This window comes from Candidatus Thermoplasmatota archaeon (genome assembly GCA_035541015.1).
Classification (GTDB): domain Archaea; phylum Thermoplasmatota; class SW-10-69-26; order JACQPN01; family JAIVGT01; genus DATLFM01.
Genome location: DATLFM010000088.1, coordinates 24,265 through 41,510, shown reverse-complemented (window position 1 = coordinate 41,510; position 17,246 = coordinate 24,265). Strand labels below are relative to the sequence as shown.

The window sequence follows — 17,246 nt, the reverse complement described above, 5'->3', positions numbered from 1 at the left end:
GAGCGGGACGTCGCGGTCCCCCGGACGGAAGCGCGCCTCGGGACACCCGACGCGCTTGGCGGACCCGCCGGAGCCGATGTCGATCCGCTCGTCGACGCGGGCTTGCACACGGCGCGGTCGCTCCGGCTGCGCGAGGAGGGCGCGCTGGAGAATCCGTTGCCACACGCAGACGGGGACGCGCGCGCCAAAGCCGTTGCGCGCTCGGCCGAATCGTCGCCAGGGCGCTTGGAACGAAGCCGCCTTGCGGGGCAAGCCCGGGTCCAAGAAGCCTCCGCCGCGCCGGCGACCCTCGCGCCCGAATTGGCGCTCGCGACGTTTTCGCGCCTGCCCGCCGTCGCCGACGAAGCGTCGGCGCGGAGCCGCGGCGTCCCGGCGCCGGCGCCGCCGGACGTCCTGCTGCACGTGTCCTCCGCGGCGCTCCTTGGGCTTGCCCTTCTCGCCCTCTACCATCGGCTCCGCCGCTCGGAGCTTCTCGACAACCGCGTCCGAGCGCGGGTGCTCGCGCACGTTCGCGAGCATCCCGCGAGCACGCCCACCCCCGTTGCGCGCGCGCTTGGGGTCGACGTGAGCACCGTGCGGCATCACCTGCGGTGCCTCGTCCGCCACGGTTTCCTCGTCGAGCGCCGGCTCGGACCCGCGGCGTTCTACCTCGAGAACCGGGGCCGCAGCGAGGAGCACGATCGGTGGCTGGCCCGCGCCGCCGCGGGGCGCCGGAACCTCGCCTTCCTGGCCGCGCTCGCGCGCCGTCCCGGCGCTTCCCAGAAGGACCTAGCCCGCGCGCTTGGGCTCGCGAAGTCGACGGTGTCCCGACGCGTGGAGATCGTGTGCCAGGCGCGTTGGATCGAGCGGCGCGAGGGAGGCCTTTGGCTTACGGCCGAAGGCGAACGGGTACTCGACGCCGTCGCGACCGTGCGGCCGGGCGAAGGCGACCCCGCGCGGCCCTTGCCGCCATCGGTCTAGCGATGAGACGCAGTTTCGCTACCGGACGCTCTTTCCCACGTGGTCCACGGCGAGCGAGACCTCGCGCACGAGCCTTCGCATCTGGGAGAGGAACTCGGGAACCTTGGCCGTGGTGACGGCGCCGGCCGGGCTTGGCGCGACGAGGCCCTCGTGCTCGAGCACGCGAAGCGAGTACCGCACCTTGTGCTGGGGGAAGCCCGTGATCTCGGCGAGGCGGATGATGCCGACCGGCTGGTTGTCGAGCACCGCCTTCAGCATGACCACGTGCCGGCGCATGAGCTCCATCTCAAGGGCGATCTTGCTGCCCGCTTCCCCCTCCAGGCGTTCCGCGCGCTCGTCGACCGTTTCGTAGCCCATGCTCGGGGTTCCCGCCGTGAAGAGACCCCCCCGGTGGACCATAAATGTCACGGTTTGTCATGCTACACTTTGGAGGAAGACGACCAGCATGACGAAGTTGAAGAGGAAGTGCGTGAGGATCGCCCCGGCCACGTTGCCCGTCCGCAGCACGAGCCCGCCGAGCCCCAAACCCAGCGCTGTCGTCACCACGATCTGCAGCGGATTCAGATAGGCGCCGTGGGCGAGGCCAAACAGCAGCGCCTGCGGCCAAAGCCCAAGCCGCCGAAGGAGGAAGCCTCGGAAGAAGACCTCCTCACCCACCGCCGCGCCGGCGGCCACCACAAACGCCAAGCGGAAATCCACCGCGCGCCCGATCGCCTCCGCAAGCTCGTTGGGCGGCGGGCGGTACCCGAACGCCTGGAAGGCAAGGCCCAGCAGGAAGAGGCTCCAGAAGAACGCAAACGTGGCAAGGATCCCAAGAAGGAGGCTCTCGCCCAAGCGCTCCGAGCGAAGGCCCAGCCACGCGGCCGCGCCGCCGGCGTCGCGCGACTCCACGAGAAGCGCCCACGCGACGGCGGGCAGCAGGAAGGTGACGAGGCTGAACAAGAGGCCGACGAGAAGACCGCGCGGCGTGACGGCGAAGACCTCCTCCGGCTGCGCGCCGCGAAGCAGCGCCTCGGCCGTCGCGGCCGTCTGCGCAATCGCGCCAAGGCCAAAGATGAGGAACGCGCACGCGCCCACGAGCGAAAGCGCGGCCACGTGCGCGCCGTTCGAGAGGTCCACGCCGCGCGCGGCAAGCCAATCCCGCCGCGCCGCCGCCCACCCGAAGCCCGCAAGGGCGAGGACGCCGGAGAGCGCCATGCCCGCCGCCGCGCCCGGCGCGCCGCCGGCCCACGCGTCCGCCGCGCTCGTGATGCCCCAAGCAAGGAGAACGGCACCCACGGCAAGCAGCACGAACCGACCGCGTCCGGGGTCCATCGGAGGGGCAGGCCGGGCGCCGGGCTTGAAGGCTTCGACCCGGGGGAAAAAGGGAACATCGGGCGTTTCGGGCAAACGGGGAAGCGCACGGAGCGCTCGCCTTCCCTGTGTCCCGCCGCAACATCATATGGACCCCGACGGACAAAGCTCGGTGCGGTGACTCGTTTGGGAGCAACCGAGAAAGTGTTGGACGTCGTCCACGAGATCGGAATCCTCGCCGTCATGCTGCTGTTCATCTGGATCGGCGGCACGATGATGCAGAGCTACGCGGGCTTTGGTGACTTCCTGCCGGTGCTGGCAGGCTTCGCGCTCATGATCACGGGCGCCATCGTCGTCGTGCGCACGCCCCACCGCCTGCGCAAGCGCAGCGCCGAACGCTACGCGCGCCTCGAGCACGAGGCGAACGAAGCGGCCGACGCCGACGAGGAGTACGTCGAGGGCACGGTCGCCACGCGCCCCCGCCTCAAGATCCGCGCCTAGAGCGGTTTCCACTCGCGCCGCCCTCGCCCGCGCGAAGGCGGCGCACACGATCCGCCGGGGGCTCCCTCGGGAGCCCCCGCCCCTCCCCTTTTCGATCGACTTTGGTTTTAGGGTCATAAAACCTTTTTTGCCCCCGCGCGCGCCTCGCGTGCCGTTGCTGCGCATCGCCCGCTCCGTCGTGCAGGAGATCCTCGCGCACGCGCGACGGGACGCGCCCCGCGAAGCCTGCGGGCTGCTCGCCGGCCGCGAAGACGCCGGCGGCGCGCGCGAGATCCATCGCGCGTTCCCCTGCCGCAACGCCTCGTCCTCGCCCGCGTTCGAATACGTCCTCCATCCGGAGGACCAGCTCCGCACGATCCTTCGCATCGAGGACGAGCTTTCGCTCGAAGCGCTTGGCGTGTACCATTCGCATCCGCGGGGACCGCCGGGACCCAGCGAAGCCGACGCGGCGCGCGCCAACTGGCCGGGCGGCTCGTACCTCGTCGTGTGGCTGGCGCCTTCGGAAGCGTGGGGAGCGTGGCGGTGGGACGGGCGCGCGTTCCGGGCCGAGGAGACCGATCTCGAGGCCCCTTAGGCGCGGGCAAGGCGCCAACGGCTCGCGCCTTCGGCGGGCTTTCCCGGCGGCGCGAGGAGCCATTCCAGCGCCTCCAGCTCCTCCTGGAAGAACTCGAATTCGATCTGCGGCGCAAGCGCGTGGATCGCGACGAGCAGCGCGCGGTGGTACGCTTCTCCGAGCACCGCCACGCGCGCGCGGCGCACTTTTCGCGCCATGCCGTAGTAGGTCAGGCGGACCTCGATCGACTCCTCGCCGCCCTCGCGCGCGTCGGCGAGCACGAGCAGCGGGTCGCGCGAGAGGTACGGTTCGAGGACTTCGGCGTACTTCCGCGCGTCTTCGAGCAGGAAATCGCCCTTTCGCCGGATGTGCACGACGGCGTCGATGTCTTCCCAGATCTCCACGCTGGGGCCGGCGTACAGGCGGCGGATCGCCCAGCCGGGCGTCGGCGAGTCCTCGCCCATCGTGCGGAGCACGCGGCGGGACGGTACTAGCGCTTTGGGGGACGTTCCGAGGCCACAATGGCGAACCTGGAGGTTTCGGCGAGCCGAAACTTCAAATATTACGGCGTTATTACGCGGCCGACCGGCTGGTTTCGGCATGCCGAAATCGCGCGGAAGGTATGCCCATGCGACAGAAGATGATCCTGTGCTCGATCGCCGTCGGAACGCTCGTCCTGGCCGGGTGCCTGGGGCCCCTGCCATCGGCCACGAACGGCTCCAACGGGGGCGCCACCACCATCCGCCTTGCCATCCAGCCGACCCAGGACGCCGCGGCCATCCAATCACAGGCCGCCGACCTCGAGCGCTTCCTCGAGGAGCAGACGGGCTACGATTTCCAGATCTTCGTTCCCCTCACGTACATCGGCGTCATCGAGGCGCTCAAATACGGCCACGCCGACGTCGCCATGATGAGCGCATGGCCGGCCGCCACGGCCGCCGCGGTCGCCAACGCCCGCATCGAGCTTGCCGAGTGGCGCGAGGTCATCGTGCAAGGCCAGCCCGTGATCGCGCCCTCGTACTACTCCTACTACGTCGTGCTCGCGGACTCGCCGTACCAGACGCTCGACGAGCTTCGCGGAAAGACGGTGGCCTACCCGAGCACGACGTCCACCTCGGGCTACGTCTACCCCGTGGCCAAGCTCGTGGAGCGGCAGCTTGTTCCCGCCCCCGCCGCCGGCCGCGAGGCCGACCCGAAGGCGTTCTTCGGAAACGTGCTCGCAAGCGGCGGCTACCAGGGCGCGTGGAACGCGCTGCGCAACGGCCAGGCCGACGTGGCCGTCACGGCCGGCGACATCGCCGCAAGCCTGTTCTACGAGGTCCTCAACAATACGCGCGTCGTCGAGACGCAAGGCCCGATCCCCTCGCACGCAGTCGTCTTCGGCGAGGAGTTCACGGGCGAGAAGGCCGCGCGCACGAAGGCCGCGTTCCTCGAGCTCAAGGGCGAGAAGAAGGAGACGATGCGAAAGCTCGTCTCCGCGATCTTCGTCGAGTTCCGGGCGACGACGACGGCCGAGCACGTCGCGCCGTTGCAGTCGGCTCTGACGACGACGGGCCTGCGCCTCGTGGAGCGATTGTAGGACCGATGGCCGAAGCCCTTTCCGCGCCCGTCGTCTCCCGGTCCGTCCCCGCGGTCGAGCTTGCAGACGTGAGCTTCCGCTACCCGCGCGCGGCGGCGCCCATCCTGCGCGACGTCTCCCTGCGCATCCCCGCGGGGACCTCGGTCGCGCTCATGGGCGCCAACGGCACGGGCAAGACGACGCTCCTTCGGCTCATGGCGGGCCTTGTCGCCCCCACCTCGGGAACGGTGCGCACCGCCGCCGGCCGCGTGGGTTACATCCCGCAGCAGGTCGGGCTCGTCGGGCGCCTGTCGGTCGAGGAGAACGTGCTGCACGGCGCGCTCTCGCGCGCCGGCGCGTGGCAGGCCTTGACGAACCGCTTCTCGGACGCGGACCGAAGCCGCGCGCGCCGGGCGATCGAAGACGTGGGCCTTGCCGGGCGCGAGGAGGAGCCCGTGGCGCGTCTCTCGGGCGGCCAGCGGCGGCGCGTGGCGATCGCGCGCGCCCTCGTCCAGGAGCCGGAGCTTCTCCTCGCCGACGAGTTCCTCGCGAACCTCGACGTCGCCAAGGCGGCCGAGCTTCTGGACCTCGCGCGGTCGCTGCAGCGTTCGGGCGTGACGGTCGTTCTCGCCATGCACGACCTCGTGCTTGCCAAGGGCGCGGTGGACCGCATCGCGTTTCTTAGAGACGGAACGATCGGAGCCGTCGTGCCCTCGGGGCACGTGACCGCGGAGCAGGTGCGATGGTATCTCGGACACGCCTGAGGGAGCAAGCGACGCTTGCCGCGCTTGCCGCCCTCGTGCTGGCGGCGTTGTGGCACGTGCGGTTCTTCGAGGCGAACTGGCCCCGCGCGTTCCACAACCTGTGGCGCTTCCTGGGCGACGCGACGCCCGAGGCGATCGACCCCGACTTTGCGGCCGCCGTGGGCGTCGCGCTCCTGGAGACGCTTGAGATCGCGTTTCTTGGCACGGTGCTTGCCGCCGTGGTGGCGCTTCCGCTCTCGGTGTTCGCCTCCCGAACGTTTGGCGGCCCGGCGGCATCGCTGGCGCTGCGGGGCGTCCTGTCGTTCCTGCGCACGGTGCCCTCGTTCGTGTGGGCGATCGTGTTCATCGCCATGGTCGGCTTGGGCCCGCTGCCGGGCGCGCTTGCCGTCACGCTCTACTCGATCGGGTACCTCTCGAAACTCTACACGGAGATCCTCGAGGGCGTGAATCCGGAGATCGTGGAGGCGCTCTCGGCCGCCGGAGTCAGCCGCTGGCGCATCGCGCAGCACGCGGCGATCCCGGAGTCGACGCACCTTCTCCTGAGCCAGACCCTGTTCGTGTTCGAGTACAACGTGCGTGCGAGCACGATCGTGGGCCTCGTCGGCGGCGGCGGAATCGGCTTTCTCATGGCGCGCGCGTTCGACCTCTACCGGTACGATCTCCTCATGGTCGCTCTCCTGTTCCTCCTCGTCCTCGTCGTTGCCGTCGAGTTCCTCGGTGGAAGGCTCCGCAAGACGTATCTGCCCGAGCCGGTGGCCGTTCCGGCGTGAGACCTGCGCACGGCCGTCCGTGCATTGCCGGCGAAGGCAACAAGCTATAAGTACGCCACCCGCGCGTGGGTTTGCCGGGTTTGGCAATGAAAGACGCGGGACCTCGTCGTGCAGCGGGCAACATCGAGTTCCTGAAGTTCGTCCTCGTGGACGCCGTTGGAGCCGCCGTGATCGGCGTCGTCTCCTGGGTGGTGACGGGCGACCACGTGAGCTCCTTCCTCCTTTCCATGGTGACGGGCATCCTCATCCTGCTCGTCGAGCTTCGCTACCAGCTCACCGTCACCCGCGAGGAGCTCAGCGTCGCCTCCGGGCTTCAGCGGGATTCGCTCGCCGACCCCTTCCTTCTGCAGCAGGTCCCCCGCATCGTGCACGGGTACACCGACGTCGCGCGGACGGGCGACGCCTTCTTCACCGACCGCGCGCGCGAGGTCGTGTCGCACTGCGCCGCCGAGGTCGTCCGCCTGCAGGAAGGCTACATCGAGGTGCCCGCCAAAGAGGTCTTCTCCTACGTGAAGCGCAACTTCCACGATACGCGGCACAGCGTGTTCGGAACGGTCTTCGTGCAGATCAGCGACTTCTGGTTCTCGGGCGGCGGGCGGGAGTATCTGCAGGAGAACTTCGAAGCCATCCGCCGCGGCGTCAAGGTCCAGCGCGTGTTCATCATCGACGACCTCACGGACCTCACGCTCGACGTGCAGGACCTCATCCGCCGCCAAGCCGAGGGCGGCATCGACGTGCGCGTGGCCTTCACGGACCGACTCACCCCCGACCTGCTGCACGACATGGGCATCTACGACGACAAGTACGCCGTCTACGTGGACCTCATTCCGGGAAGCCGCAAGACGCGGGGCGCGCGCTTCTACCGCGACGAGGCCGAAGTGCGAAAGGCCAAGCAGATCCGCGACCGGATCGTGCGCGAAAGCGAGCCTGCGCTTGAGGTCCTCGATCGCCTCGTGCAGGTCACCCCGCGAAGCGAGGCCGTGCGCGAGGGCGTGGGCGGCCGCGCGCGCGGCACGTAGGGCGGCGGGCCTGCCGCCCAAGCGCTCGCCGTTGCTCCCGCCGGACGTGCCAAAACCTTATCAACCGCTCCGGGCTTCCGTCGGCTCGGGTATCCCGCATGCGGGAGGCGATCTCCTTGACGCGCGAAACGACGACCCCGCCCACCGGCCACTTCGACCGCGCAAGCGGCCTCAACAACTTCGTGACGGGTAGCCAGGGTCGGGTCGACTCGACGAAGAACCTCACGACAAAGGAGCTCGACGCGCTCCTGGAGAAGGCCCGCCCTTCGCTGTCGTTCGATCGGACCTACGTGTGGGACGCCAACATCAACGGCATCGTGGTCCGTCTCATCACGAACAGCTTCCACCAGTACGACTTCTGGACCGAGAACTGGTGTCCCTCCAACAACGACGGCTCCGTCAAGCCGCACGCGTTCATCTACTCGGCTTCGGGCGTGCCGGGCGAGAAGCCGCACGCGTACTACTGCCCGGAGCGCGACACCTCCGTCTTCGTCAACACCGAGTACTACGGCCAGTGCAAGAGCTGGGCCTTGGGCATGGCGGCCAAGATCCTAGAGCAGAGGTTCAACACGCACTCGATCCACGGCGCCTGCGCCGAAGTGGACGGCAAAGGCGTCGTCATCATCGCGCCCACGGGCACGGGAAAGACGACGCAGGTGAACCGCCTCTTCCAACACGCCAAAGGCAAGGTCATCGGCGACGACTGGCTGTACATCCAGCACCCGCGCAAGCCGACGGCCGAGACGCAGTTCATCGTGAACCAGCCCGAGCGCCGGTTGTACGTGCGCACCGAGAACGCGTACGAGGAGCCGTGGCTCCGCCCCATCTTCGACCGCTGCAAGCTCGAGAACGTCGTCACCGACCCCGCCGCCTGTCACCACGAGGCGGGACAAAAGTGCGGCATCCGGGACACGGGCGAGGCCAAGTGCTACTGGGGCTTTGGCAACAGCCGCGCGATCCTGCCGCGCGACTGGATGCAGGGCCCGCACAAGGTGGCCGACAGCGCCCACATGAACCTCGTCGTCCTGCTGCGGCGCGACAAGGAGAGCCCCGCCGAGGTCAAGGTGGACGCCGACGAGGCCATCCGCATCCTCCGCGAGGGCCGCACGCTCATCCGGCCGGGCGCCGGCCCCAAGGAGAAGTGGGGAACGTACGGCTCCGAGCCTTGGTACAACCCGTACCTCCTGCAGCCCGACCACGAGGCGCAGGAGCGGTTCTTCCGCGCCGAGCTTGCCACGGCGCCGTGCATCATCGTCAACACGGGCGCGCCCGGCGAGACGATCCAGCGCACGTACCAGCGCATCCTCAAGCACTTGACCGGTGAAGGCCCGGCCTGACGCGGAAATTGGCGCCGTTCGCCGGCGCGAGAAAAGCATGGTCAGGTCCTCGGAACCCGACCGCCGCCCGGCTTCGCGGAGACCGCGTCCCCTCCGGGAAAGGCCGCGCCGAGCATCGTGGTGAGGCTACTTGAGCGTTGCCCGCCCGCTTCCGTTGCAGGCGAGCGTTGCAGCTCACCCGAGACGGTCGGGCCCGTCGGGAAAGCCGAAGGCGCCGCGCAGCGGCACGAAGACGCAGCCTCCGAGATCCTCGATCCCGATCCTCCCGCCTGGACCCTTTCGCGCTCGAACGAGCGTCTGCTCGTGGCGGGTTCCGACGGGCACGACGGCAAGGCCGCCTTCGCGCAGCTGCCCAAGAAGCGGCGGGGGGATCGAAGGGGCGGCGCAGGCCACGCTCACGCGGTCGAAAGGCGCGCGGTCGGGGGCGCCAAGGCTCCCGTCCCCGGCGAGGACCTCGACCGACGACGCAAGCCCCGCGCGGGCGAGGTTCTGGCGGGCGCGCGCGGCAAGCTCCGGCAGGATTTCGACGGCGACGACCCGTCCTTCCGGGGCCACGAGCCGAGCCAGCACGGCCGCGTGGTAGCCGCTTCCACCTCCCACCTCGAGGACGCGGTGCCCCGGCGCAAGCTCGAGGGCTTCGGCCATGATGGCGACCATGTGCGGCGCGCTGATCGTCTGGCCGCCCCCGATCGCCACGGGCCGGTCCTCGTAGGCCTCCCCCTCGTGGCCCGGCAGGAACAGCGCGCGGTCCACCGAGAGCAGGGCCTGACGGACGGCTTCCGTGCGAACGTGGCCGGAGGCGGCCAGGTCCTCGACGAGCGCGGCGTTGGACGACACTGGCGCGGAATGACGTCCAAGGGGGTTGAACCCTCCTCCCGCCGGAGGGCGCGGGCCCAAGGTGCTCTGGCGTCGTTCGGCGGGGTGCTTAAAGCCGGCGCTTGCAGAACAAGAACGATGAGCGCGCGGGAACGCACCAAGGAGAGCGCCCCGAACGCCCCCCGCGGCCGCGAGAAGGGCTGCCCCACGTGCGGCCACCACCCGCTCGACACGCTGCGCGAGCGCGAGCACATCCTCGTCCTCGGGTGCCCGCGCTGCGGCACGCGCACGTTTGCGAACGCTTCGGCCTAGCGCGTCCTATGCGTCGAAGCAAACGCTGCTCTCCGACGCGAGCGCGCCGCGAAGGAAGATGCGCTGCAGGCGTCGGACGCCGTTGCCTTCGGCTACGTACGTAGCCTCGACCGTGCATCCCATCCACGCGCGGAAGCGCGAAACGTAACGTTAAGCCGTCCGGAACTTCGCCAGCCGAAAAGTCGCCGGTTTCTCCGCGGCCGCGCTACTTCTTCATCGTCTCCTTGGCGTTGGGGAAGCCGCCCTGGTCGGACCAGGCGCGGTTCTTCGTGCTGTACTCCTTCCACTGCTCCGGAACGTCCTCCTCCGGGAAGATCGCCGTCACGGGGCACACCGATTCGCACGCGCCGCAGTCGATGCACTCGTTCGGGTTGATGAAAAGCTGGTTGCCGGAGTCGTAGAAGCAGTCGACGGGGCAGACGTCGACGCATTCGCCGGATTTGACGTTGACGCAGGGTTCGCAGACGATCCGGGTCATGGAAACCGTGAGCCGGAACCCGGCTCCGTGTCTTAAGGATTCCTAGGCGACGTCGAAGGGCACGCCCGTCTCCGGGAGCACGAACCGGAACTCGTCGCCCATGGCGCGCGCCAGGGCCTCCCGCGTGGTCGAGTGGTACACGACGACCGCCTTCGGATTGCAGCCGCGGATGAAAGCGGCAAGCTCGCTTGCCCCCGCGTGGGCGGAGAGGTCGAACTTGCGAAGCTCCATCGCGACGGGCACGACCGCCGATCCCAGCGTGAGGGTCCGCGTGTCCAGAAGCTGCCGACCTCCCGTGCCGGGTACCTGGAATCCGGTGAAGAACACGGCGCTTCGCGGATCGTCCTTGAGCTTCTCCATGTACCAAAGAACGGGCCCGCCTTCGAGCATTCCGCTTGTGGTCACCACGACGTCGGCCGAGGCGAGCACGTGCCTTCGCACGTGGTGGCCGGACACGAGGGTCGCCTCGTCGAAGGCGCGCGCAAGCTTGCGCGGGTCGCGCAGGTACCGCGGCTCCTGGAGCATGAGCTTTGTCACGGACTTCCCCATGCCGTCGAGCCAGACCTTGAACCCCTTGCCCTGGAGGATCGTGAGAACCTCCTGCGTGCGCCCCACGGCAAACGCCGGCAGGATGGCGACGCCCCCGCGTGCGCGGACGGCCTCGATGGCGGAGACGAGATCGCGCTCGACCACCTTGCGGTCGGGATGTTCCCGGTCCGCATACGTGCCTTCGATCGCAAGCACGTCGCAGGGTCGGGGCTTGGCTCCTGCGACAAGGCCCGAGTCGGCAACGTGCATGTCGCCGGTGAACAGGAGCGTGGCCGACCCGCCCCGGACCTCGAACATCGTGGAACCGGGGATATGTCCGGCGCTTGCAAGCTCGACCTCGAGGGCGCCCACGTCGTGCACCTCGCCGTAGTTGGACAGCACGGTCGACTGGGGCACAAGCTCGGCGTCGTCCTTGCTCCAGGGAAGGTGGTATCCCTCGACGCGGGCGATCTTGAGCGCGTCCCGCAGGAGGAGATCGGCCATGGAGGCCGTCGGCGGCGTCTGGTAGATGGGTACGGCCGCCGCGGCGAGCGCCGGCAGCATCCCGCTGTGGTCGAGATGCGCGTGCGAGAGGAAGGCCGCGTCGAGCGCGGGCGCGGGCAACGGGTACAAGGGGGGGTCGGCGGGAGCGACGCCGTAGTCGAACAGGACGCTCACCCCCACGTCCTCCACGACCATGCCGAGGCGGCCGATCTCGCCGGCGCCGCCCAGGAACCGGATGCGCACGCGCAAGAGCACGCTCAACCGATGGAAAAACGTGCCGCTCCGGACGCGGAAGCGGTTCCTGCGCAATTGCGCAGGAACGGGAGCGGCCCTACCGCCGGCGCCGGAAGGCCACGAGCGCGCCCAGCGCCACGACCGCCGCGAACAGCACGAAGAAGTACGCGTACTGCGCGAAGAACGAGCCCAGGCCCGCCACGCGCGCGTCCGTGATCTCCCCCGTCTGCACGTTCACGTGCCGGGTGGGTGTGCCGCCGCCGGTCGTGTCGACGGCGTACACGTTGGGCTGCCCCGAAAGACGCTCGGCGCGGGTGACGAGGCCCGCCGTGCCGATGGCCGGGTCGTAGTAGGTGTCGAAGATCCCGTCGCCGTTGCGGTCGATCAGGAACTCGGGCGTGTCGTCCCGGTGGATGTCCATCTGGTAGGCCCGGTGCAGGCGCCCCGTCGTCGGGTTGTACAGCGTGTCGACGAGCCGGTCGCCCGTGGTGTCGAGGAGGACCTCAAGGACGCCGTCGCGGTCGATGTCCGGCCAGTAGGCAAGGTGCGCCAGGTTGTTGTCGTCGGGGTCCCAGTAGCGGTCCGGCAGGCCGTCGCCGTCGAGGTCGATGAGGTGGTCCACCCGGGCGTCGTCGTCCCCGTCGATGCGGTAGACGCCGATGGCGCGGTAGGGGAACGGATGCGGGTCCGTGAAGACCTCGAAGCCGTCCTGCGGGTTGCGGTTGCGGTCCACGGCAAGCTGCCAGAAGTCGAGCCCTTTGTTGTCGGGGTCGATCGAGAGCGCCACGTACGACAGGAGGTTCACCTGCACGGTGGCCGACCGGTCCACGTCCGTGCGTCCGATGGCGCGGGCGTCTTGGGACTGGGCCAGGAACACGACCGGCGCGCCCGAGAGGATCCGAAGGCGTGGCACGAGCACGTTGAAGCGGACGTCCGTGGCGCCGCCCGGGGGCAGCGTGACCGAGGTCGTCTCGCGCGTCGAGTTCCACAGGTTGGCCACTCCGCCGAGGTTCACGTCGAAGAGGATCGTGTCCGGCGCGTTTCCCGTGTTCGTGACGTTCACGCGGAACGACACGATGTCGCCGGGGACGGCGTGCGCCGTCGAGTTGGCGATGCGAAGCTCGATGCCGTACTCGCGCACGACGGCGACCAGACGCACCTGCGCGCCCGTCTGCAGCGAGCTTGGGCGAACCGTCACCTCAAGCTCGGCGACCGTGCCGTTGGGCGCGGACAGCGGCGCCGTGACGTTGAGGTACACGTCCGTGCGCTCGCGCGGGGCCAAGAGGAACGTGGACTGCGGGACGAACCGCTGCGTGTCGCGGTCGGCCAGTCGCAGGAACTGCGCGCCCCACGTGTCGCGCTGCGAGCTGTTGACAAAGCGCGGCGGGTCGAACGTGAAGTTGTCCGGCGCCGTGCCGAGGTTCGTGAGCCGCAGCGTGAACGTCGTGGCCGAGTTGCGGTCCACCACGCGCGTGCCGTCGATGGCCTCGAGGAGCGTCGCGGCGCGCCCGACGACGGTCACGTTCACGACGGCCTGGCCGAAGTTCGAGGCGTCGGGCACGGGACCGACCTGCCGAGCGCGGATGACAAACGGAACGAGGCTCGGCTCGCGAGCCTCAAGCGGCGCATCGACCGAGAGGGTCACCTGCCGCGTGGCCTGCGGGCCGATGGCGCACGACGTGGCGCAGTCGCCGAACAGGACGCGCCAGCCCACCGGAGCGCCCGTCATCGTCTCGAGCTGGAAGTTGAGGTTGTCGTTCGACGGGTTCGTCACGTTGAGCGTGAAGAACGTCGCGTCGCCCGGCGCGATGGAGCGCGTGGACGCGTCGGCCGTGACGCGCAGGCCCGTGTTCACGCCCACGGTCGTCGTCCGAGGACGGACGACGTTCAACGTGAGACTCACGCAGTTCACGTTGAAGTAGTTCTGCGCGACGGGCGGCGCGCGGAAGCACTCGCGCTGCGTGCTGTCGTTGTTCTGCGACGACACCTGCACGTCGACCACTTGCGTGGCCTGCGAGCCCGACGTGGGGGCGTTGGCGCCCACCTGCATGAAGACGCCGGTCGTCACGTTGCCGCGCGCGCCAACCTGGAAGCGGGACGGCGCAAAGCTCACGGTGAGCCAGTCGGGCAGCTGCTGGCCGCGCGACACGTTGAGAAGGTAGGTGTCCGTGCTCGAGCCCTCGTTGCTCACGTTGAGCGGGAAGGCGACGAGCGCGCCCGGATGCACGTCGAGGATGTGCGCCGGACCCTGGATCGTCGGCGTGATGACGGAGGTGCCCACGCGGAACTCCTGCGCCGCGACGGTGTGGATCGTCTGGCTCGAGCCGCGGCCGGCGATCGTCGCCTCGATGCGCAGACGCGCGTAGTCGTCGATCGTGGCGTTGGCCGGGACGTGGACGCGCAGGTTCACGACGAACGCGGCGCCCGTCGTGTTCACCGGATCGCCCGTGCCGCAGCGAAGCTCGGTTCCGTTCGAGCAGCGGAAGGCCCGCGAATTGTTGACGGGCTGGCCGTGCTCAAAGAGCGTGGGCGGGCTCGTGAGGAAATTGTGGTAGGCGTCCGCCAGCGTGAAGTCCCAGCCCTTGGCGCGAAGCTGCGCGAGCGTCTCGCCCTCGGGAATCACGCGAAGCTCGAAGGGCCCGGCCGCGTGGGTGAACCCCGTCGCGTGGATCTGCCAGTCTGAGAACTGTCCGGGCGACTTGTACTTGCAGAACAGGCGGGAGGTCGCGGATACGGGCGGGCAGAACTGCGGAACGTCGGCCGTGAAGTTGGCGCGGCGCGAATGCCCGTCGATGAGCACCTGCTCGCCAAGCTCGACGAGCACCCGGTTCGAGCGGTCCGCAAGCTCGGTCGCTTCGGTCGAGTACGTGCGCCGGTACGAAAACGTCTGCGTGGACACGGACTTGGGACCCTGCAGGACGGCGACGCCGGTGGGCTGACGGGTGTCTTCCTCCACGCGCTCTACGTCCACGCGGACGTTGGCGACCGCGCTGCAAAGACCCTGCCACCCGCTGGGAAGGTGCAACGGATGGTCGTTCCACGCCGGCCAGACGCGCAGGTAGAAGAAGGTCTCCTTGCCCGGCTGCACGGTGATGAGGCCGTTGGCGTCGGCCGTGATGTTGTTCGTACGCGCCTCGTCGCTGCCGGAGGCGCGCGGGTAGACCGGGAACCAGACGAGACGGTAGGTCTCGTCGCCGTTCACGCGGAACGGGTCTCCCTGGCCGGAACCGCAGCGCGTCCGCTCGGCCTGCCGCTCCTCGGGAAAGATCTCCGACGAGGCCGAGGCGATACGGGCGCGGAACCGCTCGGGCTGGTCACCCCGGTTGACGACGCCGATGCGGTAGAAAGCCACGGTCGAGTAGCGCCAGTCCACTGGGTCCGTGGTGAGGTTCTCCTGGTTGGGCCCACCGCTGCAATCGGTGCGTTGGCCCTCGCGGTTGAGCTGGTTGGGGCAAATGTTCGGGTCGTCTCGTCCCTGACGAAGCACGCGGGTGAGGATGCCCGAGGTGATCGTGGTAAGGGCGTCCTCGAGGTCGCTTCCCACGCGCATGACCCGAAGCTCGAAGTCGCGCAGCTCCTGCACGACGGCCGAGGCGCAATTCTGCGCAAAGCAGTCGCGGAACTGCGCGGCGTCGCCCTGGCTTGCGGCCCGGAAGGCGACGTCCAGGCGCTCGCCCGTGGTGGCGTTGATGTGCGCGGAAACGCGAATGCGCAGGCTCGCAAGCGCGCCAGGCGGCACGTCCTCGAGGCGAAGCGTGGAGAAGTTGGCAAGGACGTGGGCGGTGTCCTGGTCGCGGCGCGTGAGGTTGAACGAGTCGACGTCGTTGCCGTGGTTCCAGACGCTCACGTTGAACTCGACGGCCCCGCCCTTGGTGACGTTCTTGAGCCTCTGGTCCAAGACGAAGATCTCGAAGCCCCGGATGGGCGCATCGGCGACGACCGTGGTCAGAAGCTCGATCTGGGCCCGCGCGGCGGCGTCGCCCTCGCTCGTGGCCGTCACGCGGATGAGGCTCGAGCTTCCCGCCGAGGCCCCGGGCGGCGGAAGGACGGTGGCCTGCACGAGCGTCGAGGTGCCAGGCGCGAGGATGGCGCGCGCGTCGCCCGTGACGTTGGCGCCCGTGAACCGGACCTGCCAGTTGGCGCCGCTGGGGGTAAGAACCTCCGACTGCAGACGAATCTGGTCTGGCACGCTTCCCGTGTTGCGAAGCTCCAAAAGGTAGGTGCGCGTGAGGCCCGGCCGCATGATGTTGGCGATGCGCCCGCCCACGTCCGACTCGCCCTTGCCTTCCTGCCGGAAGGGCGCAAGCTGCACTCCAAAGCCGCCAATGCGGAATACGGCGACGCCGCCGGCAGCGTCGCCCAGAGGCCGGTCTCCCTGGTTGCTGGCGCCGCCCATGGAGCCGGCGACCTCGAGGCGATACTCGCCCACGGCGACGTTGGGGCCAAATTCCCACACGCGGTCGTCGGGCCACGTGAACACGCGAATGGATTCGCGGCCCGACGACTGGTACCCGGCGAGGCACGGCTGGAAGGGCGTGGCGGGGCCCGAACAGGCCGGCATGAGCTGGCCAAGATGCACGACGGTCGCGTTGGGCGCGCGGAGGGAGGCCTGCCAAACCGACCGCCGGTCCGTGAAGGGACTGTCGCGGGGGGACGCGCTGGGGTTGTCGTAGCCTCCCCACGCGGACTTGACCGCGAAGTAGCCGATGATCCGCTGCGTATTGGCGCCCGGCGGCGGAACCCCAAAGGTCGTGCTCTGCGCGTTGTCGCGGCCGGTCACCCAGCTTGCGGCTTGGACCGCGTCGCGGGAATCCACGTCCAAGCGCGTGGAGGCCGCCGTCGTGCCGTGCCAGAGGGTCCACTGGCCCTGCAGGCCGCTCAGGCTGCGCACCCACAGGCGAAGGACGAGGTGGATGCCCTCGGGAACCACGATGGGCCCCCCGGTGGGGGTTCGCAGGGGAATCGTTCCCGTCGCAAACCGCTGGGTCGTAGGATCGAGCGCGGCGCCGCATTTCCGAATGGAGTTGCTGGCCAACTGTACGTCCTGCTGCGTCGCAACGGCGTCGGCGTCCGTCGCGAAGATGCCCACGAGTTCCGCGAAGAGCTCAATGTCGTGCGACTGCTCGTCGCGATCGGGTGCGTTGAGGGCCTGGCAGGCGCTGCTCGTGCTGGACGTGAGGTGGAATGTGAAGGATACGGTCTGGATGGTGAACGTGTGGTGGACGACCGGCATTAGGAGAGCGTACACCGTCTCGGACTGCTGCACCTCCGCGCCCATGACGATGGGCCGGGGGGCGGCGTTGGGGACGTCGCCTCCGGGCAGGGGGTTCGAGTTCATGAGTAGCGGAAACCCTGGGTCGCCGGGAGTGTCGGGCGAGGTGCCCGACGGGGGGTTCGGGTCCCGGATGAGATGCAGCGGCGTCTTCGTCGTCCAGTTCTGCCAGGCGATCGTGGGGGGCAGGAGGTTGGACGCGATGGCCTGCTCCGTGGGGGTGTCCCGCGCCGAGACCTGACCCACCAACACGGGCTCGAATCCGGGAATCGCCAAGGCGGCAAGCACCAGCGCAACGACGAGCCTTCGCGAACCTGAGACCACGGCAACCACCTGCAGAATTGTCC

The 17,246-nt window shown here is 69.2% G+C and carries 16 protein-coding genes; 9 read left to right on the top strand and 7 right to left on the bottom strand.

Going from position 1 to position 17,246, the window contains the following annotated elements; all coding sequences use genetic code 11:
• A partial coding sequence (locus VM681_07970) for a helix-turn-helix domain-containing protein (protein ID HVL87920.1) occupies positions 1-960 on the top strand: 960 nt, incomplete at its 5' end.
• A gap of 18 nt (positions 961-978) precedes the next feature.
• On the opposite strand, the gene VM681_07965 is transcribed toward VM681_07970, so the two are convergent.
• Positions 979-1,317, bottom strand: coding sequence for a hypothetical protein (locus VM681_07965; GenBank protein HVL87919.1), 339 nt, complete (start codon positions 1,315-1,317; stop codon positions 979-981).
• 57 nt (positions 1,318-1,374) lie between these two features.
• The gene (locus VM681_07960) at positions 1,375-2,274 is read right to left on the bottom strand and encodes a CPBP family intramembrane glutamic endopeptidase (protein ID HVL87918.1); all 900 of its coding nucleotides are present in this window, start codon (positions 2,272-2,274) and stop codon (positions 1,375-1,377) included.
• Positions 2,275-2,457: 183 nt separating this feature from the next.
• Here VM681_07960 and VM681_07955 point away from each other — a divergent pair, with 183 nt between their 5' ends.
• Entirely contained in the window at positions 2,458-2,754 is a 297-nt protein-coding gene (locus tag VM681_07955) for a hypothetical protein (GenBank protein HVL87917.1), read from the top strand.
• Positions 2,755-2,908: 154 nt separating this feature from the next.
• Positions 2,909-3,328: a M67 family metallopeptidase gene (locus tag VM681_07950; protein HVL87916.1), complete on the top strand. Its 420-nt coding sequence runs from the start codon at positions 2,909-2,911 to the stop codon at positions 3,326-3,328.
• Here the strand turns inward: VM681_07950 and VM681_07945 are convergent.
• Positions 3,325-3,783 (bottom strand): STAS/SEC14 domain-containing protein, encoded by a 459-nt coding sequence (locus VM681_07945; protein HVL87915.1) that lies wholly within the window; start codon positions 3,781-3,783, stop codon positions 3,325-3,327. The genes VM681_07950 and VM681_07945 overlap by 4 nt on opposite strands.
• 152 nt (positions 3,784-3,935) lie before the next feature.
• Between VM681_07945 and phnD the strand changes: the two genes are divergently transcribed.
• From phnD to VM681_07920, 5 genes are all read left to right on the top strand, one after another.
• Entirely contained in the window at positions 3,936-4,886 is a 951-nt protein-coding gene (phnD, locus tag VM681_07940) for a phosphate/phosphite/phosphonate ABC transporter substrate-binding protein (GenBank protein ID HVL87914.1), read from the top strand.
• A gap of 5 nt (positions 4,887-4,891) precedes the next feature.
• On the top strand, positions 4,892-5,629 hold the full coding sequence (locus VM681_07935; GenBank protein HVL87913.1) for an ATP-binding cassette domain-containing protein: 738 nt from the start codon (positions 4,892-4,894) through the stop codon (positions 5,627-5,629).
• On the top strand, positions 5,608-6,399 hold the full coding sequence (gene phnE, locus VM681_07930) for a phosphonate ABC transporter, permease protein PhnE (protein HVL87912.1): 792 nt from the start codon (positions 5,608-5,610) through the stop codon (positions 6,397-6,399). Before VM681_07935 ends, phnE begins: the two co-directional genes overlap by 22 nt.
• Positions 6,400-6,485: 86 nt before the next feature.
• A complete protein-coding gene (locus VM681_07925; protein ID HVL87911.1) occupies positions 6,486-7,418 on the top strand; it encodes a hypothetical protein in 933 nt (310 codons plus the stop codon).
• Between the two features lie 116 nt (positions 7,419-7,534).
• Positions 7,535-8,755, top strand: a complete 1,221-nt coding sequence (locus VM681_07920) for a hypothetical protein (protein HVL87910.1) — start codon at positions 7,535-7,537, stop codon at positions 8,753-8,755.
• Between the two features lie 174 nt (positions 8,756-8,929).
• On the opposite strand, the gene VM681_07915 is transcribed toward VM681_07920, so the two are convergent.
• The gene (locus tag VM681_07915) at positions 8,930-9,592 is read right to left on the bottom strand and encodes a protein-L-isoaspartate(D-aspartate) O-methyltransferase (protein ID HVL87909.1); all 663 of its coding nucleotides are present in this window, start codon (positions 9,590-9,592) and stop codon (positions 8,930-8,932) included.
• A 117-nt stretch (positions 9,593-9,709) separates the two neighbouring features.
• Here VM681_07915 and VM681_07910 point away from each other — a divergent pair, with 117 nt between their 5' ends.
• The gene (locus VM681_07910) at positions 9,710-9,883 is read left to right on the top strand and encodes an RNA-binding protein (GenBank protein ID HVL87908.1); all 174 of its coding nucleotides are present in this window, start codon (positions 9,710-9,712) and stop codon (positions 9,881-9,883) included.
• Between the two features lie 205 nt (positions 9,884-10,088).
• Here the strand turns inward: VM681_07910 and VM681_07905 are convergent, their stop codons facing one another.
• The 3 genes from VM681_07905 to VM681_07895 form a co-directional block, all read right to left on the bottom strand.
• On the bottom strand, positions 10,089-10,361 hold the full coding sequence (locus VM681_07905; protein HVL87907.1) for a ferredoxin family protein: 273 nt from the start codon (positions 10,359-10,361) through the stop codon (positions 10,089-10,091).
• A 42-nt stretch (positions 10,362-10,403) separates the two neighbouring features.
• The gene (locus VM681_07900; GenBank protein HVL87906.1) at positions 10,404-11,636 is read right to left on the bottom strand and encodes an MBL fold metallo-hydrolase; all 1,233 of its coding nucleotides are present in this window, start codon (positions 11,634-11,636) and stop codon (positions 10,404-10,406) included.
• A gap of 88 nt (positions 11,637-11,724) precedes the next feature.
• Positions 11,725-17,223: a hypothetical protein gene (locus tag VM681_07895; protein HVL87905.1), complete on the bottom strand. Its 5,499-nt coding sequence runs from the start codon at positions 17,221-17,223 to the stop codon at positions 11,725-11,727.
• Positions 17,224-17,246: the final 23 nt, after the last annotated feature.